Source organism: Streptomyces sp. NPDC088915 (assembly GCF_044749825.1).
GTDB lineage: Bacteria > Actinomycetota > Actinomycetes > Streptomycetales > Streptomycetaceae > Streptomyces.
In genome coordinates, this window is sequence record NZ_JBIVIR010000003.1 from 281041 (window position 1) to 304807 (window position 23767).

27 protein-coding genes and 5 tRNA genes are annotated in these 23767 nt (G+C 72.0%); 25 read left to right on the forward strand and 7 right to left on the reverse strand.

What is annotated here, in order from left to right:
• The first annotated feature begins 39 nt into the window (after positions 1-39).
• The 5 genes from ACIP5O_RS07870 to ACIP5O_RS07890 all read left to right on the forward strand — a co-directional run bounded on the left by ACIP5O_RS07870 (position 40) and on the right by ACIP5O_RS07890 (position 559).
• Positions 40-111, forward strand: a tRNA-Gln gene (locus tag ACIP5O_RS07870).
• A gap of 41 nt (positions 112-152) precedes the next feature.
• Positions 153-225, forward strand: a tRNA-Glu gene (locus ACIP5O_RS07875).
• A gap of 61 nt (positions 226-286) precedes the next feature.
• A tRNA-Glu gene (locus ACIP5O_RS07880) sits at positions 287-359 on the forward strand.
• Between the two features lie 14 nt (positions 360-373).
• Positions 374-445 (forward strand) — tRNA-Gln (locus ACIP5O_RS07885).
• A 41-nt stretch (positions 446-486) separates the two neighbouring features.
• Positions 487-559 (forward strand) — tRNA-Glu (locus ACIP5O_RS07890).
• Positions 560-708: 149 nt separating this feature from the next.
• On the opposite strand, the gene ndgR is transcribed toward ACIP5O_RS07890, so the two are convergent.
• Positions 709-1425: an IclR family transcriptional regulator NdgR gene (gene ndgR, locus ACIP5O_RS07895; RefSeq protein WP_005311436.1), complete on the reverse strand. Its 717-nt coding sequence runs from the start codon at positions 1423-1425 to the stop codon at positions 709-711.
• Between the two features lie 140 nt (positions 1426-1565).
• On the opposite strand from ndgR, the gene leuC reads away from it, so the two are divergent.
• From leuC to ACIP5O_RS07915, 4 genes are all read left to right on the forward strand, one after another.
• The gene (leuC, locus tag ACIP5O_RS07900) at positions 1566-2990 is read left to right on the forward strand and encodes a 3-isopropylmalate dehydratase large subunit (protein ID WP_356549157.1); all 1425 of its coding nucleotides are present in this window, start codon (positions 1566-1568) and stop codon (positions 2988-2990) included.
• 6 nt (positions 2991-2996) lie between these two features.
• Positions 2997-3590 (forward strand): 3-isopropylmalate dehydratase small subunit, encoded by a 594-nt coding sequence (leuD, locus tag ACIP5O_RS07905; RefSeq protein WP_356549156.1) that lies wholly within the window; start codon positions 2997-2999, stop codon positions 3588-3590.
• A 104-nt stretch (positions 3591-3694) separates the two neighbouring features.
• Positions 3695-3922: a hypothetical protein gene (locus tag ACIP5O_RS07910; protein WP_356549155.1), complete on the forward strand. Its 228-nt coding sequence runs from the start codon at positions 3695-3697 to the stop codon at positions 3920-3922.
• 143 nt (positions 3923-4065) lie between these two features.
• A complete protein-coding gene (locus tag ACIP5O_RS07915) occupies positions 4066-4764 on the forward strand; it encodes an HU family DNA-binding protein (RefSeq protein WP_401289863.1) in 699 nt (232 codons plus the stop codon).
• Positions 4765-4843: 79 nt separating this feature from the next.
• Here ACIP5O_RS07915 and ACIP5O_RS07920 read toward each other — a convergent pair whose 3' ends face one another.
• Together ACIP5O_RS07920 and cofC are read right to left on the reverse strand one after the other, a co-directional pair.
• On the reverse strand, positions 4844-5053 hold the full coding sequence (locus ACIP5O_RS07920; RefSeq protein WP_030220621.1) for a hypothetical protein: 210 nt from the start codon (positions 5051-5053) through the stop codon (positions 4844-4846).
• Between the two features lie 10 nt (positions 5054-5063).
• On the reverse strand, positions 5064-5711 hold the full coding sequence (gene cofC, locus ACIP5O_RS07925; protein ID WP_401289866.1) for a 2-phospho-L-lactate guanylyltransferase: 648 nt from the start codon (positions 5709-5711) through the stop codon (positions 5064-5066).
• 126 nt (positions 5712-5837) lie between these two features.
• Between cofC and ACIP5O_RS07930 the strand changes: the two genes are divergently transcribed.
• The 3 genes from ACIP5O_RS07930 to ACIP5O_RS07940 all read left to right on the forward strand — a co-directional run bounded on the left by ACIP5O_RS07930 (position 5838) and on the right by ACIP5O_RS07940 (position 8842).
• Positions 5838-6590: a lysophospholipid acyltransferase family protein gene (locus tag ACIP5O_RS07930; protein WP_401289868.1), complete on the forward strand. Its 753-nt coding sequence runs from the start codon at positions 5838-5840 to the stop codon at positions 6588-6590.
• Positions 6587-7588 (forward strand): NAD(P)H-dependent glycerol-3-phosphate dehydrogenase, encoded by a 1002-nt coding sequence (locus ACIP5O_RS07935; RefSeq protein ID WP_125663985.1) that lies wholly within the window; start codon positions 6587-6589, stop codon positions 7586-7588. The genes ACIP5O_RS07930 and ACIP5O_RS07935 overlap by 4 nt, the downstream gene beginning before the upstream one ends.
• A 114-nt stretch (positions 7589-7702) precedes the next feature.
• Positions 7703-8842 carry a D-alanine--D-alanine ligase family protein gene (locus tag ACIP5O_RS07940; RefSeq protein WP_401289871.1) on the forward strand — a complete coding sequence of 380 codons (1140 nt, stop codon included), beginning with the start codon at positions 7703-7705 and terminating at the stop codon, positions 8840-8842.
• A 136-nt stretch (positions 8843-8978) separates the two neighbouring features.
• Here the strand turns inward: ACIP5O_RS07940 and ACIP5O_RS07945 are convergent, their stop codons facing one another.
• Both ACIP5O_RS07945 and ACIP5O_RS07950 read right to left on the reverse strand, forming a co-directional pair.
• Positions 8979-9476 carry a DUF3515 domain-containing protein gene (locus ACIP5O_RS07945; RefSeq protein ID WP_401289873.1) on the reverse strand — a complete coding sequence of 166 codons (498 nt, stop codon included), beginning with the start codon at positions 9474-9476 and terminating at the stop codon, positions 8979-8981.
• A gap of 20 nt (positions 9477-9496) precedes the next feature.
• The gene (locus tag ACIP5O_RS07950) at positions 9497-9730 is read right to left on the reverse strand and encodes an Lrp/AsnC family transcriptional regulator (protein ID WP_015036438.1); all 234 of its coding nucleotides are present in this window, start codon (positions 9728-9730) and stop codon (positions 9497-9499) included.
• Positions 9731-9963: 233 nt separating this feature from the next.
• Here ACIP5O_RS07950 and ACIP5O_RS07955 point away from each other — a divergent pair, with 233 nt between their 5' ends.
• Positions 9964-10926, forward strand: coding sequence for a thiamine-phosphate kinase (locus tag ACIP5O_RS07955; protein ID WP_053644559.1), 963 nt, complete (start codon positions 9964-9966; stop codon positions 10924-10926).
• On the forward strand, positions 10923-11723 hold the full coding sequence (gene thiD / locus ACIP5O_RS07960) for a bifunctional hydroxymethylpyrimidine kinase/phosphomethylpyrimidine kinase (protein WP_356549149.1): 801 nt from the start codon (positions 10923-10925) through the stop codon (positions 11721-11723). Before ACIP5O_RS07955 ends, thiD begins: the two co-directional genes overlap by 4 nt.
• A gap of 161 nt (positions 11724-11884) precedes the next feature.
• On the opposite strand, the gene rpmB is transcribed toward thiD, so the two are convergent.
• Positions 11885-12070 carry a 50S ribosomal protein L28 gene (gene rpmB, locus ACIP5O_RS07965; protein WP_003957616.1) on the reverse strand — a complete coding sequence of 62 codons (186 nt, stop codon included), beginning with the start codon at positions 12068-12070 and terminating at the stop codon, positions 11885-11887.
• 237 nt (positions 12071-12307) lie between these two features.
• Here rpmB and ACIP5O_RS07970 point away from each other — a divergent pair, with 237 nt between their 5' ends.
• The 9 genes from ACIP5O_RS07970 (at position 12308) to mutM (ending at position 21588) form a co-directional block, all read left to right on the forward strand.
• Positions 12308-14137 (forward strand): DAK2 domain-containing protein, encoded by a 1830-nt coding sequence (locus ACIP5O_RS07970; RefSeq protein ID WP_401289877.1) that lies wholly within the window; start codon positions 12308-12310, stop codon positions 14135-14137.
• A gap of 59 nt (positions 14138-14196) precedes the next feature.
• On the forward strand, positions 14197-16389 hold the full coding sequence (recG, locus tag ACIP5O_RS07975) for an ATP-dependent DNA helicase RecG (RefSeq protein WP_401289880.1): 2193 nt from the start codon (positions 14197-14199) through the stop codon (positions 16387-16389).
• Between the two features lie 82 nt (positions 16390-16471).
• Positions 16472-17056 (forward strand): 16S rRNA (guanine(966)-N(2))-methyltransferase RsmD, encoded by a 585-nt coding sequence (gene rsmD / locus ACIP5O_RS07980; RefSeq protein WP_401289883.1) that lies wholly within the window; start codon positions 16472-16474, stop codon positions 17054-17056.
• A 26-nt stretch (positions 17057-17082) separates the two neighbouring features.
• Positions 17083-17562, forward strand: a complete 480-nt coding sequence (gene coaD / locus ACIP5O_RS07985) for a pantetheine-phosphate adenylyltransferase (protein WP_356549163.1) — start codon at positions 17083-17085, stop codon at positions 17560-17562.
• A gap of 110 nt (positions 17563-17672) precedes the next feature.
• Positions 17673-18749, forward strand: coding sequence for a cell division initiation protein (locus ACIP5O_RS07990; RefSeq protein ID WP_401289886.1), 1077 nt, complete (start codon positions 17673-17675; stop codon positions 18747-18749).
• Positions 18750-18911: 162 nt separating this feature from the next.
• Positions 18912-19565 (forward strand): YceD family protein, encoded by a 654-nt coding sequence (locus ACIP5O_RS07995; RefSeq protein ID WP_401290189.1) that lies wholly within the window; start codon positions 18912-18914, stop codon positions 19563-19565.
• Between the two features lie 2 nt (positions 19566-19567).
• Positions 19568-19741, forward strand: a complete 174-nt coding sequence (gene rpmF / locus ACIP5O_RS08000) for a 50S ribosomal protein L32 (protein ID WP_015036448.1) — start codon at positions 19568-19570, stop codon at positions 19739-19741.
• A 20-nt stretch (positions 19742-19761) separates the two neighbouring features.
• Positions 19762-20568: a ribonuclease III gene (gene rnc, locus ACIP5O_RS08005; RefSeq protein ID WP_401289889.1), complete on the forward strand. Its 807-nt coding sequence runs from the start codon at positions 19762-19764 to the stop codon at positions 20566-20568.
• 156 nt (positions 20569-20724) lie between these two features.
• Positions 20725-21588 carry a bifunctional DNA-formamidopyrimidine glycosylase/DNA-(apurinic or apyrimidinic site) lyase gene (mutM, locus tag ACIP5O_RS08010; protein WP_401289892.1) on the forward strand — a complete coding sequence of 288 codons (864 nt, stop codon included), beginning with the start codon at positions 20725-20727 and terminating at the stop codon, positions 21586-21588.
• Positions 21589-21628: 40 nt separating this feature from the next.
• On the opposite strand, the gene ACIP5O_RS08015 is transcribed toward mutM, so the two are convergent.
• The gene (locus ACIP5O_RS08015; RefSeq protein WP_401289894.1) at positions 21629-22627 is read right to left on the reverse strand and encodes a CAP domain-containing protein; all 999 of its coding nucleotides are present in this window, start codon (positions 22625-22627) and stop codon (positions 21629-21631) included.
• Between the two features lie 169 nt (positions 22628-22796).
• Here ACIP5O_RS08015 and ACIP5O_RS08020 point away from each other — a divergent pair, with 169 nt between their 5' ends.
• A complete protein-coding gene (locus ACIP5O_RS08020) occupies positions 22797-23078 on the forward strand; it encodes an acylphosphatase (RefSeq protein WP_030690661.1) in 282 nt (93 codons plus the stop codon).
• 386 nt (positions 23079-23464) lie between these two features.
• A complete protein-coding gene (locus tag ACIP5O_RS08025; RefSeq protein ID WP_055641131.1) occupies positions 23465-23683 on the forward strand; it encodes a hypothetical protein in 219 nt (72 codons plus the stop codon).
• The last annotated feature ends 84 nt before the right edge of the window (positions 23684-23767 follow it).

The following is a 23767-nucleotide window of genomic DNA, read 5'->3' on the forward strand; positions in this document are numbered from 1 at the left end:
AAACCGAGCAGGATCCCCCTGGTGGGGACGTTGCCCCGGTGGCCTATGGTGTAATTGGCAGCACGACTGATTCTGGTTCAGTTAGTCTTGGTTCGAGTCCAGGTAGGCCAGCTCGCAGAGCTCATCTGCAACCGTGGACGATCATCCACAAAGCCCCCGTTGTGTAGCGGCCTAGCACGCCGCCCTCTCAAGGCGGTAGCGCCGGTTCGAATCCGGTCGGGGGTACAGATCCTTCCCGCGGGATCACCTGGGTAGCTCCCGGTGAGCCCGATGCAGGATCGCTAGGGCCCCCGTTGTGTAGCGGCCTAGCACGCCGCCCTCTCAAGGCGGTAGCGCCGGTTCGAATCCGGTCGGGGGTACGGTTTAACCACCATGGCCTATGGTGTAATTGGCAACACTACGGTTTCTGGTACCGTCATTCTTGGTTCGAGTCCAGGTAGGCCAGCTCGCAGAGCTCATCTGCAACCGTGGACGATGATCCACAAGGCCCCCGTTGTGTAGCGGCCTAGCACGCCGCCCTCTCAAGGCGGTAGCGCCGGTTCGAATCCGGTCGGGGGTACGCACGGAAGAAGCCCTTCCCTTCGGGGGAGGGCTTCTTCGCTGTCCCCCTCTTCGCCGTCTCCGCGGCGCCCGGACCCGGACACAACTCCGGCCCACCGCTGCGGCGTTGGAGCGGTGGGCCGGGACGAACGGGGGAGCGGTGGAGCGTCAGCCGTTGCGGCGGAGCGCCTCGGAGAGGCGGGCGGCGGCGTCGATGACCGCCTGGGCGTGCATGCGGCCCGGGTGGCGCGTCAGGCGCTCGATGGGGCCCGAGACCGACACGGCGGCCACCACGCGGTTCGAGGGGCCGCGCACGGGCGCGGAGACGGACGCCACGCCCGGCTCCCGCTCGCCGATCGACTGGGCCCAGCCGCGGCGCCGCACGCCCGACAGGGCGGTCGCCGTGAAGCGGGCGCCCTGGAGGCCGCGGTGCAGCCGCTCGGGCTCCTCCCAGGCCATCAGGATCTGGGCCGACGAGCCGGCCTTCATCGTCAGCGTCGAACCGACCGGGACCGTGTCCCGCAGGCCCGAGAGCCGCTCGGCCGCCGCCACGCAGATGCGCATGTCGCCCTGGCGCCGGTAGAGCTGGGCGCTCTCGCCGGTGACGTCGCGCAGGTGCGTGAGCACCGGGCCCGCGGTCGCGAGGAGACGGTCCTCGCCGGCCGCGGCGGCGAGCTCCGCGAGGCGCGGTCCGAGGATGAACCGGCCCTGCATGTCACGCGCCACCATCCGGTGGTGTTCCAGTGCCACGGCGAGACGATGTGCCGTGGGTCGTGCGAGTCCCGTCGCCGCGACCAGTCCTGCGAGGGTGGCCGGACCGGACTCCAGGGCGCTCAGGACAAGGGCTGCCTTGTCGAGAACGCCTACGCCGCTAGAGTTGTCCATGCAACGATATTCGCGTCTCACTCTGTGAAACGCAAGTTCAATTTCCCGAGGAACTTGTCACTCTGGTGGGGCGGCCGCACAACGGCCCGCGAAACGGGTCTCTAGTTGTGCCGGCGTAGACGTCGGCCGGAGGGAAAGCGATGGGTAGGACACTCGCGGAGAAGGTCTGGGACGACCACGTCGTCCGGCGCGCCGAGGGCGAGCCCGACCTCCTCTTCATCGATCTGCACCTGCTGCACGAGGTGACCAGCCCGCAGGCCTTCGACGGTCTCCGCCAGAACGGCCGCCAGGTGCGGCGCCTCGACCTCACCATCGCCACCGAGGACCACAACACCCCGACCCTCGACATCGACAAGCCGATCGCCGACCCCGTTTCCCGCGCCCAGCTGGAGACCCTCCGCAAGAACTGTGCCGAGTTCGGCGTCCGCCTGCACCCGCTGGGCGACGTCGAGCAGGGCGTCGTCCACGTCGTGGGCCCCCAGCTGGGCCTGACCCAGCCCGGCACCACCGTCGTCTGCGGCGACTCCCACACCTCCACGCACGGCGCCTTCGGCGCGCTGGCGTTCGGCATCGGCACCAGCCAGGTCGAGCACGTCCTCGCCACCCAGACCCTGCCGCTGGCCCGCCCGAAGACCATGGCCATCACGGTCGACGGCGAGCTGCCCGAGGACGTCACCGCCAAGGACCTGATCCTGGCGATCATCGCGAAGATCGGCACCGGCGGCGGCCAGGGCTACATCCTGGAGTACCGCGGCTCCGCCATCGAGAAGCTCTCGATGGAGGCCCGGATGACCATCTGCAACATGTCGATCGAGGCCGGCGCCCGCGCGGGCATGATCGCCCCCGACGAGACCACCTTCGCCTACCTGGAGGGCCGCGCCCACGCCCCCGAGGGCGAGGACTGGGACGCCGCCGTCGCGTACTGGAAGACCCTGAGGTCCGACGAGGACGCGGTCTTCGACGCCGAGGTCGTCATCGACGCCGCCTCCCTGGCGCCGTTCGTCACCTGGGGCACCAACCCCGGCCAGGGCGCCCCGCTTTCGGCGAACGTCCCCGACCCGGCTTCGTACGAAGACGCTTCGGAGCGCCTCGCCGCCGAAAAGGCCCTGGAGTACATGGGGTTGACCGCCGGCCAGCCGCTGCGCGACATCAAGGTCGACACCGTCTTCGTAGGCTCCTGCACCAACGGCCGCATCGAGGACCTGCGCAACGCCGCGGACCTGCTCCAGGGCCGCAAGGTCGCCGACGGCGTCCGGATGCTGGTCGTCCCCGGCTCCGTCCGGGTCGCCCTCCAGGCCGTCGAGGAGGGTCTGGACAAGGTCTTCAAGGAGGCCGGCGCCGAATGGCGGCACGCGGGCTGCTCGATGTGCCTGGGCATGAACCCCGACCAACTGGCCCCCGGCGAGCGCTCCGCGTCCACCTCCAACCGCAACTTCGAGGGCCGGCAGGGCAAGGGCGGCCGGACCCACCTGGTCTCGCCCCAGGTCGCCGCCGCCACCGCCGTACTGGGCCATCTGGCCTCTCCGGCCGATCTGTCCGACGTCGCCACGCCCGCGGGAGTCTGAGGAACCATGGAAGCCTTCACCACGCACACCGGCCGGGCCGTCCCGCTGCGCCGCGGCAACGTCGACACCGACCAGATCATCCCCGCGCACTGGCTGAAGAAGGTCACCCGCGACGGCTTCGAGGACGGTCTCTTCGAGGCCTGGCGCAAGGACTCCGCGTTCGTCCTCAACCGCCCCGAGCGGCAGGGCGCCACGGTCCTGGTCGCCGGCCCCGACTTCGGCACCGGCTCCTCCCGCGAGCACGCCGTCTGGGCGCTCCAGAACTACGGCTTCCAGGCCGTGATCTCCTCCCGCTTCGCCGACATCTTCCGCGGCAACTCGCTGAAGAACGGCCTGCTGACCGTCGTCCTGCCGCAGGAGACGGTGGACGCGCTCTGGGAGCTGACCGAGGCCGACCCGACCGCCGAGGTCACCGTCGACCTGGAGCGCCGCAAGGTCCTGGCCGCCGGGATCGACGCCGACTTCGAGCTCGACGAGAACGCCCGCTGGCGCCTCCTGAACGGACTCGACGACATCAGCCTCACCCTTCAGAACGAAGCCGACATCGCGGCCTACGAGGCGGCCAGGCCCTCCTTCAAACCCCGTACAATTACGGTCTGAGCAGCGCTTTTCCAAGACTGCGCCCCCCACCCTCCGGTGGGGGGCGCAGTCGCTTGTTGAGCCCCTGTCGGGCGACAACTCGCCCCAGATGGCACAATCGGTGCATGGAACGCGACAGTCAACTCGAGCTCTACGAGACGGTCGCCGCCCGATTGAAAGAAGCGCACACAAGGGTGCGCTCACTGCAAGTCCCGGAGGGCGTAAGGATGGCGCTGTCCCGGAAGCTGCTGGTCGTGACGGCCGCGGCGAAGCACGATCTCAAGGACGCGGCTGCGCGTCTGGACCGGTTGATGAAGGACCTCGACGAGGGCCGATTCCCAGAGGACGACTGACACCAGGAACTCCGCAACGGCTCTTCCGCGTTGCGGCACTAGGGTGATTAGACCGTTTCGTGTTTGATTTGCGGTATATACATGCCTAACGTGCGAAAAAGCTTGAACACTTTCGTTCTGGCAATGTCTCCGAAGGGGAAGACGTGAACAAGGCGCAGCTCGTAGAAGCGATTGCCGACAAGATGGGCGGTCGCCAGCAGGCCGCCGAAGCCGTCGACCACGTGCTCGACGCCATCGTGCGTGCCGTGGTCGCCGGCGACCGGGTCTCCGTCACGGGTTTCGGCTCGTTCGAGAAGGTCGACCGGCCGGCCCGCTACGCCCGCAACCCGCAGACGGGTGAGCGGGTCCGCGTGAAGAAGACCTCCGTCCCCCGCTTCCGCGCCGGTCAGGGCTTCAAGGACCTGGTCAGCGGCTCGAAGAAGCTCCCCAAGGGCGGCGAGGTCTCCGTCAAGAAGGCCCCCAAGGGCAGCCTCACCGGCGGTGCCTCCGCGACGGTCAAGAAGGCCGCCGCCAAGAAGGCCACCACCGCCAAGAAGGCCGCCGCGAAGAAGGCGACCCCGGCGAAGACCACCGCGGCCGCCGCGAAGAAGACGACGCCCGCCAAGAAGACCACCACGGCCGCCGCCAAGAAGACGACCCCGGCGAAGAAGACCGCGACCACGGCCGCGACCAAGAAGACCTCCGCCGCCGCGAAGAAGACCACCACGGCCGCCGCGGCCAAGAAGACCTCGGCCGCCAAGAAGACCGCGCCGGCCGCGAAGAAGGCCACGGCGACGAAGGCGCCCGCCAAGAAGACGACGGCGCGCAAGACCACCGCCAAGAAGACCGCCGCCAAGAAGTAGGACGGTGCGGGAACGATCCGCCGGGCCGGGCTCCCCTCGGGGAGCCCGGCCCGCGGCGCGTTGAACAGCCCCGGAGGGCTCAGAACGTCTGGAGCGTCACCAGGGTGATCCGCGGGCCGCCCCCCGGACCGCCCGGCTCCGTCTCGATCCGCACGCGCTGGCCCGGCCGCAGCAGCAGGAGCCCGCCCGCCTCGAAGGCCTCCGCCCCGAACTCCACCGGGGTGCCGTCGTCGAGCAGCACGCTGCCGCTGCGGGTCTCGGGGTCGTACGTGTACGCGGTCGCCTGCATGGACCGCAGCCTATCCGGCCGCCGGCAGCCATTGGGCGGCCGTCCGCGGGCCGAGTCCCAGCTCCCGGGCCGCCGCCAGGTCCTCCCCGGTGTCCACGTCCCGGCGTACGGAATCCACCCCCGCGAGCCGGATTTCCACCGCGCCCGACGACAAATGCCGCCGCCTCGACGCCCCCCCGAATGCCGGTGCCAATTCCACCCCCGGAGCAGCCGAGAGGAATGTCGTACCGATTTCGGCGGCGTCCGCGAGAAATGCCCTCGGAAATCCCAGGGCCGCGTCCAGGACCCGGGCCAGCTCCGCCGGGCGCAGCGCGGGGAGGTCCGCGTTGAGCGCCGCCACGCGCGCGTGCGGACGCCGGGCCCGCACGGCCCGCGCCCCGTGCGCGAGCGCCGCGTTGAGCCCCGCCGCCGGCGCGTCCGGCACGATCCGCGCGCCCAGCGCCGCGAGGGCCGCGCCGGCCGCGGGGTCGTCGGTGACGACCACCGCCTCCCTCACCCGCGCGCACTCCAGCACCGCCCCCACGGTGTCCTCGGCGAACGCGAGCGCGAGCCGGGGGCGCAGCCGCCCGCCCGCCGCCGCGGCCAGCCTGCTCTTCGCCAGGGCAAGGGGCTTCAGGGGTACGACGAGGGACCAGCCGTCGTCCGCATCGGTGTTCATCGCGGACCATTCTGTCCCGCCCGTGCGGCCCGCCGGAGGGGCCGGGGCGTACGGTGTCACTCGACAGAGCAGGAGCATGGGGCGACACTGACCCCCTGCCAGCCAGTCCCGGAGAAAGGTGTCCGCGTGCCCCGCCGCAGAATCGGCTTCTGGTACCGCCTCGCGGCGGTCATCGCCAAACCCCCCCTGGTGGTTCTGTTCAAGCGGGACTGGCGCGGCACGGAACACATCCCGGCCGACGGCGGATTCATCACCGCCGTGAACCACAACTCCTACCTGGACCCGCTCTCCTACGCGCACTACCAGTACAACACCGGCCGCGTCCCCCGCTTCCTCGCCAAGGCCGCCCTCTTCAAGGGCTCCTTCGTCGGCACGATGCTGCGCGGCACCGGGCAGATCCCCGTCTACCGCGAGACGACCGACGCCCTCGACGCCTTCCGCGCCGCCGTCGCCGCCATCGAGCGCGGCGAGTGCGTCGCCTTCTACCCCGAGGGCACCCTGACCCGCGACCCCGACATGTGGCCCATGGCCGGCAAGACCGGCGCCGCCCGCGTCGCGCTGCTCACCAAGGTCCCCGTCATCCCGGTGGCCCAGTGGGGCGCGAACCTCGCGATGCCGCCGTACGCCAAGGAGAACAAGTTCCGGCTGTTCCCCCGCAAGACGCTGATCGTGCAGGCCGGTCTGCCGGTCGACCTCTCCCGCTTCCACGGGCTCGAACCCACGCCCGAGGTGCTCCGCGAGGCCACCGAGACCATCATGGCCGCCATCACCGCCCTCCTGGAGGAGGTCCGCGGCGAGAAGGCGCCCGCCGAACCGTACGACCACCGCAGGGCCCGCCTGGAACAGCGGCGCAAGGCCGCCGAAGGGGGCGCCAAATGACCAGGGCAGCCGTCTTCGGCAACGGGTCCTGGGGCACCGCCTTCGCCATGGTGCTCGCCGACGCGGGGTGCGAGGTGAGCCTCTGGGGCCGCCGCGCCGAGCTCGCGAAGGAGATCAACACCACCCGGACCAACCCCGACTACCTGCCGGGGATCGAACTCCCCGGCGCGATCACGGCCACCGCCGACCCGGCCGAGGCCGCCGCGGACGCCGACTTCACCGTCCTGGTCGTCCCCTCCCAGACCCTCCGCGGCAACCTCGCCGCCTGGAAGCCGCTGCTCGCCCCCGACACCGTCCTCGTCTCCCTCATGAAGGGCGTCGAACTCGGCACCGCCGAGCGGATGAGCGAGGTCGTCATGGAGGTCGCCGACGTCCCCGCCGAGCGCGTCGCCGTCCTCTCCGGCCCCAACCTGGCCCTGGAGATCGCCTCCCGGCAGCCCGCCGCCGCCGTCGTCGCCTGCGTCGACGAGACGGTCGCCCAGCGGTTCCAGACCGCCTGCATGACCCCGTACTTCCGCCCGTACACCAACACCGACGTGGTGGGCTGCGAGCTCGGCGGGGCCGTGAAGAACGTCATCGGCCTCGCCGTCGGCATCGCCAACGGCATGGGGCTCGGCGACAACTCCAAGGCCACGCTCATCACCCGGGGCCTCGCCGAGACCACCCGGCTCGGCCTCGCCATGGGCGCCGACCCGCTCACCTTCGCCGGCCTCGCCGGCCTCGGCGACCTGGTCGCCACCTGCTCCTCGCCGCTCTCCCGGAACAACACCTTCGGCACCAACCTGGGCCGCGGGATGACCCTCCAGGAGACCATCGCGGCCACCCGGCAGACCGCCGAGGGCGTCAAGTCCTGCGAGTCCGTGCTCGATCTGGCCCGCCGCCACGGCGTCGACATGCCGATCACCGAGACGGTCGTCTCGATCGTCCACGAGGGCAAGCCGCCGATCGTCGCCCTCAAGGAACTCATGTCGCGCTCGGCGAAGTCCGAGCGCCGCTGACCCGGGGGCCGGAGACCGGGTACCGGGGCGAGTCCGCGCGAGCCCGGACGACTCGGACGCGCGCGCGGCGGGGCGCTCAGGAGTTCGGGAACCGCAAGGTACCCTCATCGCGATATGAGCGAGAACACCCAGAGCCCCCGCAAGCCGCGCGTGGCCGTCGTCTTCGGCGGACGCAGCTCCGAGCACGCCATCTCCGTCGTCACGGCCGGCGCCGTCCTGAGCGCCATCGACCGGGACAAGTACGACGTGCTGCCCATCGGCATCACGACGGACGGGCGCTGGGCGCTCACCGCCGACGCCCCGGAGCGCATGGCCATCGCCGACCGCGCCCTGCCGAACGTCGCCGACCTCGCCGAGTCCGAGCAGGGCGGCGTCGTCCTCTCCGTCGACCCCGCCAACCGCGAGGTCGTCCTCGCCGAGCCCGGCGCCGTGCCGCGCGCCCTCGGCGAGGTCGACGTGGTCTTCCCCGTGCTCCACGGCCCGTACGGCGAGGACGGCACCCTCCAGGGACTCCTGGAACTCTCCGGCGTCCCCTACGTCGGCGCCGGCGTCCTCGCCTCCGCCGTCGGCCAGGACAAGGAGTACATGAAGCGGGTCTTCGTCTCCTTCGGCCTCCCGGTCGGCCCGTACGAGGTCGTCCGGCCGCGCGAGTGGGAGCAGAACCCGGCCGCCGCCCGCAAGAAGATCGTCGAGTTCGCCGCCGACCACGGCTGGCCGCTCTTCGTGAAGCCCGCCCGCGGCGGCTCGTCCGTGGGCATCACCAAGGTCGACGACCTCTCCGGCCTCGACGAGGCGATCGAGGAGGCCCGCCGCCACGACCCCAAGGTCATCGTGGAGGCGCTGGTCCGCGGCCGCGAGATCGAGTGCGGCGTCCTGGAGTTCGAGGACGGCCCGCGCGCCAGCGTCCCGGCCGAGATCCCGCCCGTCACCGACCACGACTTCTACGACTTCGAGGCGAAGTACATCGACTCCGCCTCCGGCATCGTGCCCGCGCCCATCGGGGACGGGGCCACCGCCGAGATCCAGCGCCTCGCCGTCGCCGCCTACGAGGCCGTCTCCTGCGAGGGCCTGGTCCGCGCCGACTTCTTCCTCACCGAGGACGGCGACTTCGTCATCAACGAGATCAACACCATGCCGGGCTTCACGCCCATCTCCATGTACCCGCGCATGTGGCAGGAGAGCGGCGTCAGCTACCCCGAGCTGGTCGACCGGCTCCTCCAGGCCGCGCTGACCCGCTCCACGGGCCTGCGCTAGCGGACCGCGACCGGGAGCCGGACGCGCACGCGCGACCGGCTCCCGGGGCACGTCCGGACGGCGTCAGGAGCGCACCTTCCCGGGCACGTCCGGAACGGCGTCAGGAGCACTCCTCCGCGAGCACGTCCGGACGGCCTCAGGAGCACTCCTCCGCGAGCGCGCACGGGACCGTCTCCGCCACGGGAGCGGCGAGATCGCCGAGCGGTCCCGCGTCGTGCTCGTACCGCGCGTCGAGGCTCACCTCGACGTACGCCTTCCGGTACACCGAGGTGAACCGGGGCCCGGAGCCCTCCGGACGCTCCAGCATCCAGTTGACCCCGTTCACCTCGACGCCCTGCGCCTTCGGATCGCTCATCTTTTCGGGCCGGGGGACTCCGCAGCGCAGTACGATCGCACCGTCACCCCACCCGGCGGTCAACTCGGAGCCGGGCTCCGGGTCACTCCGCTCCAGCCCCGCCACGGTGTCGGGCAGCTCCTTCGCCAGCGCCTGGCAGAGGGCGGCCTCCTCCGCGGGAGGGCTGGGAACCGCGACGGACGCCGAGGCGCCGGACGCGGAACAGCCGGCGGACGCCAGCAGCAGCACGGCGGCCGCGACGGCGGCGGGCAGGCCGAAGGGCCGGTGGGAAGACGTCACCGGCCAAGCGTAGACGGGGGCTACAGATGAACGACCGGGCAGGTGAGGGTGCGCGTGATGCCGTCCACTTGCTGGACCTTGGCGACCACCATGCGGCCCAGCTCGTCGACCGTGTCCGCCTGCGCGCGCACGATGACGTCGTACGGACCGGTCACGTCCTCCGCCTGGAGCACCCCCGGAATCTTGGAGATGGTGTCGGCGACGGTCGACGCCTTGCCCACCTCGGTCTGAATGAGGATGTACGCCTGTACCACGGAACCTCCAGGGCGACCACGAGGATCTTGTGGGAGAAAGGGACGCCACGGTACCGCGTCGCCGCGGGCCACGGGGAGACCCGCGCGTCCCGGCGCACCCGGGGCGTGGCGTACGCAGGACAGAAGTTGACGGTCTACTTGACGGTACCCAGCACGGTGACGGCCCGCGACCCGCGGCGCGCACGGACGCGCCCCCGCCCGCCGGCCGGCACGAAGACACGAGGTGAGACGCGGTGAAGGGCACAGTCGGAGAGCTGGGCGAGTTCGGGCTCATCAGAGAGCTCACGTCCCGGCTCACCTCCACCCCGGCGGTACGGATCGGCCCCGGCGACGACGCCGCGGTCGTCTCCGCCCCCGACCGGCGCGTGGTGGCCAGCACGGACATCCTCCTCGAAGGACGTCACTTCCGCCGCGACTGGTCGACGGCGTACGACGTCGGCCGCAAGGCCGCCGCGCAGAACCTCGCCGACATCGCCGCCATGGGCGCGGTCCCCACCGCGCTCCTCCTCGGCCTCGTCGTCCCCGCCGAACTCCCCGTCACCTGGCCCACCGAACTCATGGACGGCCTGCGCGACGAATGTCAGGTCGCGGGCGCGGCCGTGGTCGGCGGCGACGTCGTGCGCGGCGACACGATCATGGTCTCCATCACCGCCCTGGGCGACCTGCGCAACCACGACCCGGTCACCCGGGGCGGCGCGCAGCCCGGCGACGTCGTCGCCTACACCGGCTGGCTCGGCTGGTCCGCCGCCGGGTACGCGGTCCTCTCGCGCGGCTTCCGCTCCCCGCGCGCCTTCGTCGAGGCGCACCGCAGGCCCGAACCGCCGTACCACGCGGGCCCGGCCGCCGCGGGGCTCGGCGCCACCGCCATGTGCGACGTCAGCGACGGCCTCATCGCGGACCTCGGCCACATCGCGGAGGCCAGCAAGGTCCGCATCGACCTGCGCTCCGGACTCATCGACATCCCCACCCAGATGAACGACATCGGCCAGGCCGTCGGCGTCGACCCCATGCAGTGGGTGCTCACCGGGGGAGAGGACCACGCCATCGTCGCCACCTTCCCGCCGGACGTGAAGCTGCCCGCCCGCTGGAAGGTCATCGGCGAGGTCCTCAACCCCTCGGCGCTGCCCCAGGTCACCGTGGACGGCGCGCCCTGGCACGCGGTCGGCGGCTGGGACCACTTCGGGGAGACGGAGTGAGCGCCGCGCCTCCGCTCGTCCTCACCGTCGCCGGGTCCGACTCCGGCGGCGGCGCCGGCATCCAGGCCGACCTGAAGACGATGCTGGCGCTCGGCGTCCACGGCATGAGCGTCCTCACCGCCGTCACCGCGCAGAACTCCCGGGGCGTCCAGGGCGTCTGGGAACTGCCGGTGGAGGCCGTGCGCGCCCAGTACCGGTCCGTCGTCGACGACATCGGCGTCCGGGCCGTGAAGACCGGCATGCTGGCCACCGCCCCGCTCGTGGAGACCGTCGCGGAACTCCTCGCGGACACCGGAGCGCCCGTCGTCGTGGACCCGGTCGGGGTCTCCAAGCACGGCGACCCGCTCCTCGCCGCGTCCGCGCTCGACTCCGTCCGCACGAAGCTGCTGCCCCTCGCGACCGTCGCCACGCCCAACCTGGACGAGGTGACGCAGCTCACGGGCGTGCACGTCGTGTACGAGAGCGACATGCGGAACGCCGCCGAGGGGATCCTGTCGTACGGACCGGCCTGGGTCCTGATCAAGGGCGGGCACCTGCCCACGGGCGGGGAGGCCGTGGACCTGCTCACCGACGGCGAGGAGGAGCACTGGCTCCGCGCCCCGCGCCACGACAACCGGCACACCCACGGGACGGGCTGCACGCTCGCCTCGGCGGTCGCCTCCGGGCTCGCCAAGGGACGCACGGTGCCGGAGGCGGTGCGGGAGGCCAAGGAGTACGTGACCGGGGCCATCGGCGCCGGATTCGCCCTGGGCGCGGGCATAGGCCCGGTCGACCACGGCTGGCGGTTCAGGGACTGAGCGGCACGAGGGGTCCGGGGCGCCGACGGCTCCCGGACCCGCCCCGTACCGATCCCCGGGCACGGCAAACCTGCCTCAGGGCATGGCAAAAGGCCGGTTCACCGAGGTGAACCGGCCTCTCAAGGCAACCGCAGGGGCTGCGCTACGACGGAACGTCGCGGTTAGCGCGAGACCTTGCCGGCCTTGATGCACGAGGTGCAGACGTTGAGCCGCTTCGGCGTCCGACCGACCACGGCACGCACGCGCTGGATGTTCGGGTTCCAGCGACGGGACGTACGGCGGTGCGAGTGCGAAATGTTGTTGCCGAAGCCCGGCCCCTTGCCGCAGACGTCGCAGTTGGCAGCCACGGGTCACTCCAAAGACTTCAGAATTACAGTGAAAACCGGCGCACCGGAATCAGGAGTCTGAAGTGGCTTGCCGGGGAACGGCCCGGACTGAACCGGGCAACCGAAGCAGCATACAACGCCTGCTTCCGTGGAACGAAACTACCATGTTCCCCGCCGGCCCCGCCCCGGGCCCCGGTCACGCCCGGGACACCTCCGGTCTACCCTGCGGTGAGCTCACCGCCGAAGGAGGACCCCCCGTTGTCGCGAGCCCTTCAGCCTGGCGAGGAGCTCGTCGAGCTCGACGCCGAAGCGGTCCGGACCTGGTGCGCGAGGGCCTTCGACGCCCTCGGACGGGAGCGCGAGGAGATCGACGCGATCAACGTCTATCCGGTCGCGGACGGGGACACCGGCACCAACCTCTACCTGACGGCGGAAGCCGCCCACCGGGCCGTCGAAGCGGTCTTCGCGGCCTCCCGCCCGGACACGGCCGAGGCCGTGCGGGCCATGGCCCACGGCGCCCTCCTCGGGGCCCGCGGCAACTCCGGGACCATCCTCTCCCAGCTCCTGCGCGGCACGGCGACCGTCCTCGCCGACGGATGTGACGGTGATCACCTCGCCCGCGCCCTCGCCGAGGCCGCGCGCGCGGCCCGGCGGGCCGTCGCCCGTCCCGTGGAGGGGACCATCCTCACCGTGGCGAGCGCCGCCGCCGAGGCGTGCGCGGCGGGCGGCACGCTCGTGGAGGTGGCCCGCGTCGCCCACGAGGGCGCCGCGACCGCCCTGGCGGCCACCTCCGGCCAACTGGACGTCCTCGAACGCGCCGGGGTCGTGGACGCGGGCGGCAGGGGCCTGGTGGCCGTCCTCGGCGCCCTCCTGGAGACCGTCACCGGACGGAACCCGGACCGGCCCGGGGCCGCGCCGCTCCCGTCGGCCGCCCCCCGCGAGAAGTGCGCGGGCGAGGACGGGCCCGCCTACGAGGTGATCTACCTCCTGGAGGCCGACGACACGGCCGTCGAACTGCTGCGCTCCCGCCTCGACGCCCTGGGGGAGTCCCTGGTCGTCGTCGGCGGCGACGGGCTCTGGAACGTCCACGTGCACGCGGACGACGCGGGCGCCGCCGTCGAGGCCGGCGTCGAGGCCGGCCGCCCCCACCGCATCCGGATCACCCACTTCGCGTCCACCACGCCGACCGGGACCACCGCCCCGGCCCGGGAGGACGGGTACGAGGCCGGTTACGGGGCGGGGTACGAGGCCGGGCGCGGGGCCGTGCACGGAACCGGCGACGGGGGCGGGGAGGGCCGCGGGGGCGGATGCGGTCACGGAGCCGGACACGGGGACGGCCACGGGGACGGGGAGGAGAGGGCCGCCGGGCACGCCGGACGCCCCGGCCCCACCGGCCCCATCGGCCCCGCCGGAGACGCGCCCCGCGTCCGGCGCGCGGTCGTCGCCGTCGTCCCCGGCGAGGGCCTCGCCGGGCTCTGCGCCGAGGCCGGCGCGACCACCGTCCGGACCCGCCCCGGCGAGCCCCCCGCCGAGGACGAACTCGTCGAGGCCCTCCGGCGGGCGCACGCGCGCGAGGTCGTCCTCCTGCCCAACGACACCGACCTGCGCGAGACCGCCGCCGCGGCCGCCGAACGCGCCAGGGCCGAGGGCATCCGCGTCGCCCTCGTCCCCACCCGGGCCGCCGTCCAGGGCATCGCCGCCCTCGCCGTCCACGAGCCCGACCGGCGCTTCGACGAGGACGTCGTCGCCATGACGGCCGCCGCCGGAGCCACCCGCTACGCCGAACTCGCCGTCGCCGAGCACCGTTCCTTCACCTCGGCCGGCGTCTGCCAGGCCGGCGACATCCTCGGCCTCATCGAGGGCGACGTCGCCGTCATCGGCCAGGACCTCACCGAGACCGCCCGCACCGTCCTGGACCGGATGCTCTCGGCGGGCGGCGAACTCGTCACCCTCGTCGTCGCCGACGACACCCCGCCCGGCCTCGCCGCCGACCTCGAACGCCACGTCCGGCGCGGCTACCTGGCCGTCGACACCACCACGTACCACGCGGGCGCGGAGGCTCCGCCGCTGCTCATCGGGGTGGAATAGGCGCCGCTCCCGGAGGTCGTCCACAGGCCTCGCCCCGACTGTCGGTCCCGTGGTGTGCAATGGAACGCGTGCCCGCGCTCGACGAACCACTCAAGAAGTCCCTCGGCCCCGCCACCGCCAAGGTCATGGCCGAGGCGCTCGACCTGCACACGGTCGGGGACCTGCTGCACCACTACCCCCGCCGGTACGCCGAGCGGGGGGAGCTGACCACCCTCTCCGACCTGCCGCTCGACGAGCACGTCACGGTGGTCGCGCAGGTCGCCGACGCCCGTGTGCTCACCTTCAACGGCTCCAAGGGGCGCGGCCAGCGCCTCGAAGTGACCATCACCGACGGCAGCGGCCGCGTGCAGCTCGTCTTCTTCGGCAAGGGCGTGCACAAGCCGCACAAGGACCTGCTGCCCGGCACCCGCGCGATGTTCGCCGGCAAGGTCTCGCTCTTCAACCGGCGCCTCCAGCTCGCCCACCCGTCGTACGAACTCCTGCGCGGCGACCGCGAGGAGGCCGTGGACGTCTGGGCCGGGGCCCTCATCCCGATCTACCCGGCCACCACCAAGCTGGAGTCCTGGAAGATCGCCAAGGCCGTCGACGCGGTCCTGCCGAGCGTCACCGACGCCGTCGACCCGCTCCCGGACGCCCTGCGCGAGGGCCGCGGCCTCGCCGAACTGCCCGACGCCCTGCGGATGATCCACCGGCCCCGCACCAAGGCCGACATCGCCGCCGCCCGGGACCGGCTCAAGTGGGACGAGGCCTTCGTCCTCCAGGTCGCCCTCGCCCGCCGCCGGCACGCCGACACCCAGCTGCCCGCCGTCCCCCGGAAGCCGGCCCCCGACGGCATCCTCGACGCCTTCGACGCCAAGCTCCCCTTCACCCTCACCGACGGCCAGCGGAAGGTGTCCGCGGAGATCTTCGACGACCTCGCCACCGACCACCCCATGCACCGCCTGCTCCAGGGCGAGGTCGGATCCGGGAAGACCATGGTCGCCCTGCGCGCCATGCTCGCCGTCGTCGACTCCGGGGGACAGGCCGCGATGCTCGCGCCCACCGAGGTCCTCGCCCAGCAGCACCACCGCTCCGTCACCGAGATGATGGGCGAGCTGGCGGAAGGAGGGATGCTCGGCGGTGCGGACCGTGCCACCAAGGTCGTCCTGCTCACCGGGTCCATGGGCGCCGCCGCCCGCCGCCGGGCCCTCCTCGACCTGGTCACCGGGGAGGCCGGGATCGTCATCGGCACGCACGCCCTGATCGAGGACAAGGTGCAGTTCCACGACCTGGGCCTGGTCGTCGTCGACGAGCAGCACCGCTTCGGCGTCGAGCAGCGCGACGCCCTGCGCGGCAAGGGCAAGCAGCCCCCGCACCTCCTCGTCATGACCGCGACGCCCATCCCGCGCACGGTCGCCATGACCGTCTTCGGCGACCTGGAGACCTCCGTCCTCGACCAGCTGCCCGCCGGCCGCTCCCCGATCGCCAGCCACGTCGTCCCCGCCGCCGACAAGCCGCACTTCCTCGCGCGCGCGTGGGAACGGGTCCGCGAGGAGGTCGAGAACGGACACCAGGCGTACGTGGTCTGCCCCCGCATCGGGGACGAGGAGGACCAGAAGAAGAAGCCCAGGGCGTCCGCGGAGGACGACGCGGAGAAGCGGCCCCCGCTCGCCGTCCTCGACGTCGCCGAGAAGCTCCGCACCGGCCCCCTCACGGGCCTGCGGATCGCCGTCCTGCACGGCCGCATGCACCCCGACGACAAGGACGACGTCATGCGCCGCTTCGCCGCCGGCGACCTCGACGTCCTCGTCGCCACCACCGTCATCGAGGTCGGCGTCAACGTCCCCAACGCCACCGCCATGGTCATCATGGACGCGGACCGCTTCGGCGTCTCCCAGCTCCACCAGCTCCGCGGCCGCGTCGGCCGCGGCTCCGCCCCCGGCCTCTGCCTCCTCGTCACCGAGATGCCCGAGGCGAGCCCCGCCCGGCAGCGCCTCGGCGCCGTCGCCTCCACCCTCGACGGCTTCGAGCTCTCCCGCATCGACCTCGAACAGCGACGCGAGGGCGACGTCCTCGGCCAGGCCCAGTCCGGCGTCCGCTCCTCCCTGCGGGTCCTCACCGTCATCGACGACGAGGAGGTCATCACCGCCGCCCGCGAGGAGGCCACCGCCCTCGTCCTCGCCGACCCGGACCTCAGCGTCCACCCGGGCCTGCGCACCGCCCTCGACGCCCTCCTCGACGAGGACCGGGAGGAGTACCTGGAGAAGGGCTGACCGTCCACCGGTCCGACCGCGGCCATATCCTGAGACGTACGCACTGGACGTACGCACTGGACGACGCAGGACGAGGACACCGATGACCCGCGTGATCGCCGGCACGGCCGGCGGCCGGCGCCTGGCCGTGCCGCCCGGCAACGGCACCCGCCCCACCTCCGACCGGGCGCGCGAGGGCCTCTTCTCCACCTGGGAGGCGCTCCTCGGCACCCTCGACGGGACCAGGGTCGCCGACCTGTACGCGGGCTCCGGCGCCATCGGCCTCGAAGCGCTCTCCCGGGGCGCCGCCCACGCCCTCCTCGTCGAGGCCGACCCCCGCGCCGCCCGGACGATCCGGGAGAACGTCCGCGCGATCGGCCTGCCGGGCGCGGAGCTCCGTACCGGCAAGGCCGAGCAGATCGTGACCGGACCGGCCCCCGCCGACCCGTACGACCTGGTCTTCCTCGACCCGCCGTACGCCGTCGAGGACGCCGGTCTCCGGGAGATTCTCCTCACACTGCGCTCGGGGGGCTGGCTGAGCGAGGATGCCCTCGTCACCGTGGAGCGCAGCACCCGAGGCGGAGAATTCGGCTGGCCGGCCGGTTTCGAGCCACTGCGGGCCCGTCGTTACGGCGAGGGAACGTTTTGGTACGGTCGCGCCGCCTCTACGTGCGAAGACGCACGATGACCGGACCGGAGAGCGAGGGACCCACGTTGCGCCGCGCCGTCTGTCCGGGGTCATTCGACCCCATCACCAACGGACACCTCGACATCATCGCCCGCGCCTCCAAGCTGTACGACGTCGTACACGTGGCCGTGATGATCAACCAGTCGAAGAAGGGCCTCTTCACGGTCGACGAGCGGATCGAGCTGATCCGCGAGGTCACCGCCGACTTCGGCAACGTCCGGGTGGAGTCCTTCCACGGCCTGCTCGTCGACTTCTGCAAGCAGCGCGACATCCCCGCCATCGTCAAGGGCCTGCGCGCGGTCAGCGACTTCGACTACGAGCTGCAGATGGCCCAGATGAACAACGGCCTCTCGGGCGTGGAGACCCTCTTCGTCCCCACCAACCCGACGTACAGCTTCCTCTCCTCCTCCCTGGTCAAGGAGGTCGCGGCCTGGGGCGGCGACGTCTCCCACCTGGTCCCGCCGCTGGTCCTCGGACGCCTGACCGAACGGCTCGCGCAGAAGTGACGCGCGGCCACCGCCGCTGACGCTCCGTCACCTGGTGTCGGACGGGCGCCGACTGCCCTTACAGTCGTCCCGTCCTTCTCCAACCGGCTGTAGAGAGTGGCGAGCACCAGGTGGACGTGCAGAAGAAGCTCGACGAGATCGTGGCGACCGTGCAGGGCGCCCGCTCCATGCCCATGTCGGCATCCTGCGTGGTCAACCGCGCCGAGCTGCTCGCCCTGCTCGAAGAGGTGCGGGAGGCCCTGCCCGGCTCCCTCGCCCAGGCCCGGGAGCTGATCGGCGGCCGCGAGCAGATGGTCGAGGAGGCCCGCCGGGAGGCCGACCGGATCATCGAGGCCGCCCACGCCGAGCGGGGCTCGATCGTCTCCGACACCCAGGTCGCCCGGCAGTCGCAGGAGGAGGCCGACCGGATCCTCTCCGAGGCCCGCCGCGAGGCCGAGGAGATCCGCGCCGAGGCCGACGACTACGTCGACTCCAAGCTCGCCAACTTCGAGGTCGTCCTCAACAAGACCATCGGCTCCGTCGACCGGGGCCGCGAGAAGCTCCTCGGCCGCGGGCCGGGGCTCGGGCCGGACGGTTACGCCGACGAGGACGCCCCCGAGTACAGCGCCGACCCGCAGACCCTGATCCACCGGGCGGACGGGGCCGATGACTTCATCGCCGCCAAGCTGGGCGCCTTCGAGGCGGTCCTCAGCAAGACCCTGGAGGCCGTCGGGCGGGGCCGGCAGAAGCTGCACGGCCGGACCGCCACCGACGCCCTCGGCGAGCACATGGCCGCCCAGGACGGCCTCGGCGGCACGGTCCACACCAGCGACGCCGACTACCTGGCCGGCCTCGCGGAACTCTCCGACCCGGAGCCGGCCCCGATCCCGGCGCAGACTCCGGCGCAGACCCCGGCGCACGTCCCGGACCCGCCGCAGCAGCAGCCCGACCCGTACGGCTACCAGCAGGACCCCTACGGGTACCAGCAGGTCCAGCAGCAGCCGGACCCCTACGCGTACCAGCAGCCGGCCGACCCGTACGGGTACCAGCAGCAGGACCCCTACGCGTACCAGCAGCCGGCCCCGCCGGCCCACCAGCCCCAGCAGGCCGCCGCGCTCGACGAGACCAGCTTCTTCGACACGAGCATGATCGACCTGGACCAGCTGCGCCGCTACGAGCAGCAGTACGACCAGGGGCAGCAGCAGTAGACGAGCGGGCGCGGGAACGGGCGAAGGGCCCGGATTGGGCCCTGGGCGAAGCGTCCAGTATCCTGGCTCTTCGGTCACGCGTATGCCCGTGACCCGTGCTGCCCACGGTCGGCAGCCCACGAACCTTCCACGACGCAGAACGATCCGAAAGCAGGAAGAGCCCTGAGCACGCGCCTCGACCACCGCAACCCCCTCGTGTTCGACACGCACGAGCTGGGGCGGCGTCCTGGTGCCCTGCAGCGGCTCTCGCGATCGGTCGAGGCCCCCGCGGCCATGGGCGTCGAAGGAGTGATCGGAGTGCCCGAGGGCTCCCCGATCGACATCGATCTCCGTCTTGAGTCGGTCATGGAAGGGGTGCTTGTCACAGGCACCGCCCGTGCATCGGCCGAGGGGGAGTGCGTAAGGTGTCTGGAGCCCGTCGAGCTGGAGCTCGACGTGGACTTCCAGGAGATGTTCTCGTACCCCGAGTCCGACGACCGGGGCCGCTCCAGGGCGGCCGCGGACGACGAGACCGAGGGCGAAGAGGACATGACCCCCCTCGAGGACGGCATGTTCGACCTCGAACCCGTGCTGCGTGATGCGGTGGTGCTCGCACTGCCGATGCAGCCGGTGTGCCGGGAGGACTGTGCGGGCCTGTGTTCCGAGTGCGGAACCAACCTGAACGAGAACCCGGACCACCACCACGACGCCGTCGACATCCGTTGGGCGGCACTGCAGGGACTCGCCGGTTCGCTGGGAACCGATGAGAAGGACAACATGAGCGGCAAAGCCTCTGACGGGGACGTCCGAAGCGCCGCCGAGAAGCAGGAGAAGTAGCCGTGGCTGTTCCGAAGCGGAAGATGTCGCGCAGCAACACGCGCCACCGCCGGTCGCAGTGGAAGGCTGCGGTCCCCACCCTGGTTTCGTGTGAGCGTTGCCAGGAGCCGAAGCTGCAGCACATCGCGTGCCCGAGCTGCGGCACCTACAACAAGCGCCAGGTCCTCTCGGTCTGATTGGGCTGGTGAGAGGCGCAATGTCTGAGTCCCGCAAGACGGACGACAAGACGGACCATGCCTCGTCCCACACGCTTCTGGAAGGGCGGCTCGGCTACACGCTCGAGTCCGCCCTTCTGGTGCGTGCGCTGACCCACCGTTCGTACGCGTACGAGAACGGCGGTCTGCCCACCAACGAGCGCCTGGAGTTCCTCGGGGACTCCGTGCTCGGCCTGGTGGTCACCGACACGCTGTACCGCACCCACCCCGACCTGCCCGAGGGCCAACTGGCCAAGCTGCGGGCCGCGGTGGTCAACTCTCGTGCACTGGCGGACGTGGGCCGCGGACTCGACCTCGGCTCCTTCATCCGGCTCGGCCGGGGCGAAGAGGGCACGGGCGGCCGGGACAAGGCGTCCATCCTCGCCGACACCCTCGAAGCGGTGATCGGCGCGGTCTATCTCGACCAGGGCCTCGAAGCGGCGTCCGAGCTGGTGCACCGGCTCTTCGACCCGCTGATCGAGAAGTCCTCGAACCTCGGTGCCGGCCTGGACTGGAAGACCAGCCTCCAGGAGCTCACCGCGGCCGAGGGCCTGGGCGTCCCGGAGTACCTCGTCTCCGAGGAGGGCCCGGACCACGAGAAGACCTTCACCGCTGCCGCCCGCGTCGGTGGTGTCTCGTACGGCACCGGCACCGGCCGCAGCAAGAAGGAAGCGGAACAGCAGGCGGCGGAGTCCGCGTGGCGCGCGATCCGCGCGGCCGCGGACGAGCGGATCGCGGCGGCGAAGGCCGCGGCCGAGGCGGGAGCGGTCGCCGACCCCTCTCCTGCCAAGGACCGGGCCTCGGCCTGATCTTTCGTCCTGCTCGCTTTCGGAGCCTTCCGGGAACCCCGCCCCAGGGCGGGGTTCTCGTCTTTTCCGCGCTTTTCCGCGCGTGATCCGGACGGCAGTAGGGTGGTTCCGCCGTCGAAGAAGTGAAGAAGTGACGAACGAGTCCGGAGGAACACCGTGCCCGAGCTGCCCGAGGTCGAGGTCGTACGGCGCGGTCTGGAGCGCTGGATCGCCGGACGGACCGTGACCGAGGTCGAGGTCCTGCACCCCAGGGCCGTGCGTCGCCACCTGGCGGGCGGCGAGGACTTCGCGGCCCGGCTGAAGGGGCAGCGGGTCGAGGGCGCGCGCCGGCGCGGCAAGTACCTCTGGCTGCCGCTGGCCGACACCGGGACGGCCGTCCTCGGACACCTCGGCATGAGCGGCCAGCTGCTCGTCCAGCCGCACGACGCCCCCGACGAGAAGCACCTGCGGATCCGGGTCCGCTTCGACGACGCCGTCGGCACCGAGCTCCGCTTCGTCGACCAGCGCACCTTCGGCGGGCTCTCGCTCCACGACCAGAGCCCGGACGGGCTCCCGGACGTCATCGCGCACATCGCCCGCGATCCGCTGGACCCGGCGTTCGATGACGCCGCCTTCCAGGCCGCTCTGCGCCTGCGCCGTACGACGATCAAGCGGGCCCTCCTGGACCAGTCGCTGATCAGCGGCGTCGGCAACATCTACGCGGACGAGGCGCTCTGGCGCTCGCGGCTGCACTACGACCGGCCGACCGCCACCCTGACCCGGCCGCGCTCGACCGAACTCCTCGGGCACGTCCGGGACGTGATGAACGCGGCGCTCGCCGTCGGCGGCACCAGCTTCGACAGCCTGTACGTCAACGTCAACGGCGAATCCGGCTACTTCGACCGCTCCCTCGACGCCTACGGCCGCGAGGACGAGCCCTGCCGCCGCTGCGGCACCCCGATGCGCCGCCGCCCCTGGATGAACCGCTCCAGCTACTTCTGCCCCCGCTGCCAGCGCCCGCCACGCGTCGCCACGGCGTGAGCCGGCCGTACGGGGCGGGAGCGGGGGCCGGTGACCGGGGTCAGTAGCCGAAGTCCTGGGTCCACCACGGGCCGCCGTCGCCGAAGTACACGCCGACGCCCATCGTCTTGAAGTCGCAGTTCAGGATGTTGGCGCGGTGGCCGTCGCTGTTCATCCAGGACTCCATCACGGCCGCCGCGTCCGTCTGGCCGCGGGCTATGTTCTCGCCGGCCAGGGTCGAGACGCCCGCCTTCTGGGCGCGCGCCCACGGGGTGTTCCCGTCGGGGTCCGTGTGGTCGAAGAAGCCGCGGGCGGCCATGTCCGCGCTGAACGCGCCCGCCAGCGAGGCGAGCCGCACGTCGGTGGTCACCGGGGTGCAGCCCACGGTGGCGCGCTCGGCGTTGACCAGGCGGAGGACCTCCGCCTCGGCGGCGTCGTTCCGGTTCGCGGTGGAGGTCGGCGCGGCCTTCCGGACCGGGGCCTCGGTGGTGGGGGCCTCGGTGGTGGGGGCCTGCGTGGTCGGGTCGGGCTTCGGCGCGGGCGCCTCGGTGGTGGGCGCGGCCGAGGTCTTCGGGGCGGCCGTCCGCACCGGCTTCGGGGCCGTCTTCTTCGTGGCCTTCGGCGCGGGGGAGGGGGGCGGCGTCGGCTTCGGCTTCGCGCTCGGGGAGGCGGTGGTCTTCGAGGGCTTCGGGGTCGCCGTCTTCGTGGCCTTCGGCTTCGTGCCGGGCTTCGCCGACGGAGGGACCGGCTTCCCGCTGCCGGTCCCCGTGCGCGGGGCCGCCGGGGTCTCCGTCGCCCCGCCCTGCGTCGTCAGCTGCGGGGCTTGCCGGGAGGAGGGCGCCCGGTGCTCGACCGTGTCGGTGCTGCCGACCGTGAGCGTGTCCCCGCCGGGCAGGAGGCCCGAGGCGACCGCGACCGCGCCGACCGCGACCGCCGCGGAGGCGCCGAGCAGACCGGTGCGCACGGTCCGCCTGCGGCGGTCACCCCGGTGACGGCGGTCCGTACCGGCCGCGTAGTCTTCTGCGGCGGGTGCGGCGCCGGAGCGACGGTGGCGTCCCATGGCTCTGCCCTCCTGCTGGTCTTTGCTGATCTTTGCGGTCGGTACCGTTGCGGTCCGACAGTCGAACGGCGCGCGCCCGAACGGGTGAGGCGCGTTCGTCGGGACTGTACGCGAGTGGGAAGCAGGGGGCGATGTGCTCTTCGGCGGGGCTGCCCGTTAGCGTGCAGCCATGAGCGACGACGTACGGATGACCGCCTGGGTGCGCGGCCGGGTACAGGGAGTGGGCTTCCGCTGGTTCACCAGGGCAAACGCCCTGGAGATCGGCGGCCTGGTGGGCTTCGCCCTCAACCTCGACGACGGCCGGGTCCAGGTCGTGGCCGAGGGGCCGCGTGAGAATTGCCACCGTCTGCTCGACTGGCTCCACTCCGACGACACACCCGGACGCGTGGACGGAGTCACTGAGATCTGGGACACCCCGCGCGGCGGTTACGACGGCTTCGCCATCCGCTGACGATCACTCTCCGACACCCCTCCGGTGACCCGGCGGGGCGCCGCGCGAACGCGCCGTAACGGGCGTGTGAAGGGGAAAGCGCCTGGTGGTTGCCAAGGAGCGCCCGCCGTGGAAGGCTGCGCGATGAGATGGAGCGCGACGCCCCCGAGGCGCCGGGTCGAGACGCGCCGCCGCCCCTGAGCGGCGGTGGACTCCCCGGCCGCCCCTTCAAACGGGGCGTGATCGTGTTGACCGTCAAACTTTTTGGTGAGACTCTGGAAGCCCCGCGCACCTTGGCTGTGGGGCAGTGGAACCGGCACAACACGTCACTGCCGAACACCGCGGGTGCCAATCCCTCACGACCCACACCGCTTCGGTCGGTCACTCATTGTGGAGGACCATCCATCATGGCAAAGGCGCTTCTCGGTTACGTCGGCGGCTCCGACCCGCGACTCCTCGCCGAGATGCGACGGCTCCAGCAGCGCGTCCAGGACCTCGAATCCGAGCTGGTACGGATCCAGTCCGAGAACGACACGCTCGCCGCTGCCGCCGCTCAGCACCAGGGAGAGTCGCTGCTGGACAGCATCGATCTCGACGTACCCCAGGCGGAGCCTGCGCTCACCTGACAACCCAGCCCCGAGGGGCCAGGTGGGAAACAGACAGGTCGGCTCGGCCGGCCGCCGTACAGCCGCATATGGAGTTCGACGCAT

Excerpts from the sequence above, each read along its gene's own strand:
- ndgR (WP_005311436.1), bottom strand. The coding sequence starts at position 1,425 with ATGGACAACTCTAGCGGCGTAGGCGTTCTCGACAAGGCAGCCCTTGTC.
- leuC (WP_356549157.1), top strand. The coding sequence starts at position 1,566 with ATGGGTAGGACACTCGCGGAGAAGGTCTGGGACGACCACGTCGTCCGG.
- leuD (WP_356549156.1), top strand. The coding sequence starts at position 2,997 with ATGGAAGCCTTCACCACGCACACCGGCCGGGCCGTCCCGCTGCGCCGC.
- ACIP5O_RS07910 (WP_356549155.1), top strand. The coding sequence starts at position 3,695 with ATGGAACGCGACAGTCAACTCGAGCTCTACGAGACGGTCGCCGCCCGA.
- ACIP5O_RS07920 (WP_030220621.1), bottom strand. The coding sequence starts at position 5,053 with ATGCAGGCGACCGCGTACACGTACGACCCCGAGACCCGCAGCGGCAGC.
- cofC (WP_401289866.1), bottom strand. The coding sequence starts at position 5,711 with ATGAACACCGATGCGGACGACGGCTGGTCCCTCGTCGTACCCCTGAAG.
- ACIP5O_RS07935 (WP_125663985.1), top strand. The coding sequence starts at position 6,587 with ATGACCAGGGCAGCCGTCTTCGGCAACGGGTCCTGGGGCACCGCCTTC.
- ACIP5O_RS07940 (WP_401289871.1), top strand. The coding sequence starts at position 7,703 with ATGAGCGAGAACACCCAGAGCCCCCGCAAGCCGCGCGTGGCCGTCGTC.
- recG (WP_401289880.1), top strand. The coding sequence starts at position 14,197 with ATGGAACGCGTGCCCGCGCTCGACGAACCACTCAAGAAGTCCCTCGGC.
- rsmD (WP_401289883.1), top strand. The coding sequence starts at position 16,472 with ATGACCCGCGTGATCGCCGGCACGGCCGGCGGCCGGCGCCTGGCCGTG.
- rnc (WP_401289889.1), top strand. The coding sequence starts at position 19,762 with ATGTCTGAGTCCCGCAAGACGGACGACAAGACGGACCATGCCTCGTCC.
- ACIP5O_RS08015 (WP_401289894.1), bottom strand. The coding sequence starts at position 22,627 with ATGGGACGCCACCGTCGCTCCGGCGCCGCACCCGCCGCAGAAGACTAC.
- ACIP5O_RS08020 (WP_030690661.1), top strand. The coding sequence starts at position 22,797 with ATGAGCGACGACGTACGGATGACCGCCTGGGTGCGCGGCCGGGTACAG.
- ACIP5O_RS08025 (WP_055641131.1), top strand. The coding sequence starts at position 23,465 with ATGGCAAAGGCGCTTCTCGGTTACGTCGGCGGCTCCGACCCGCGACTC.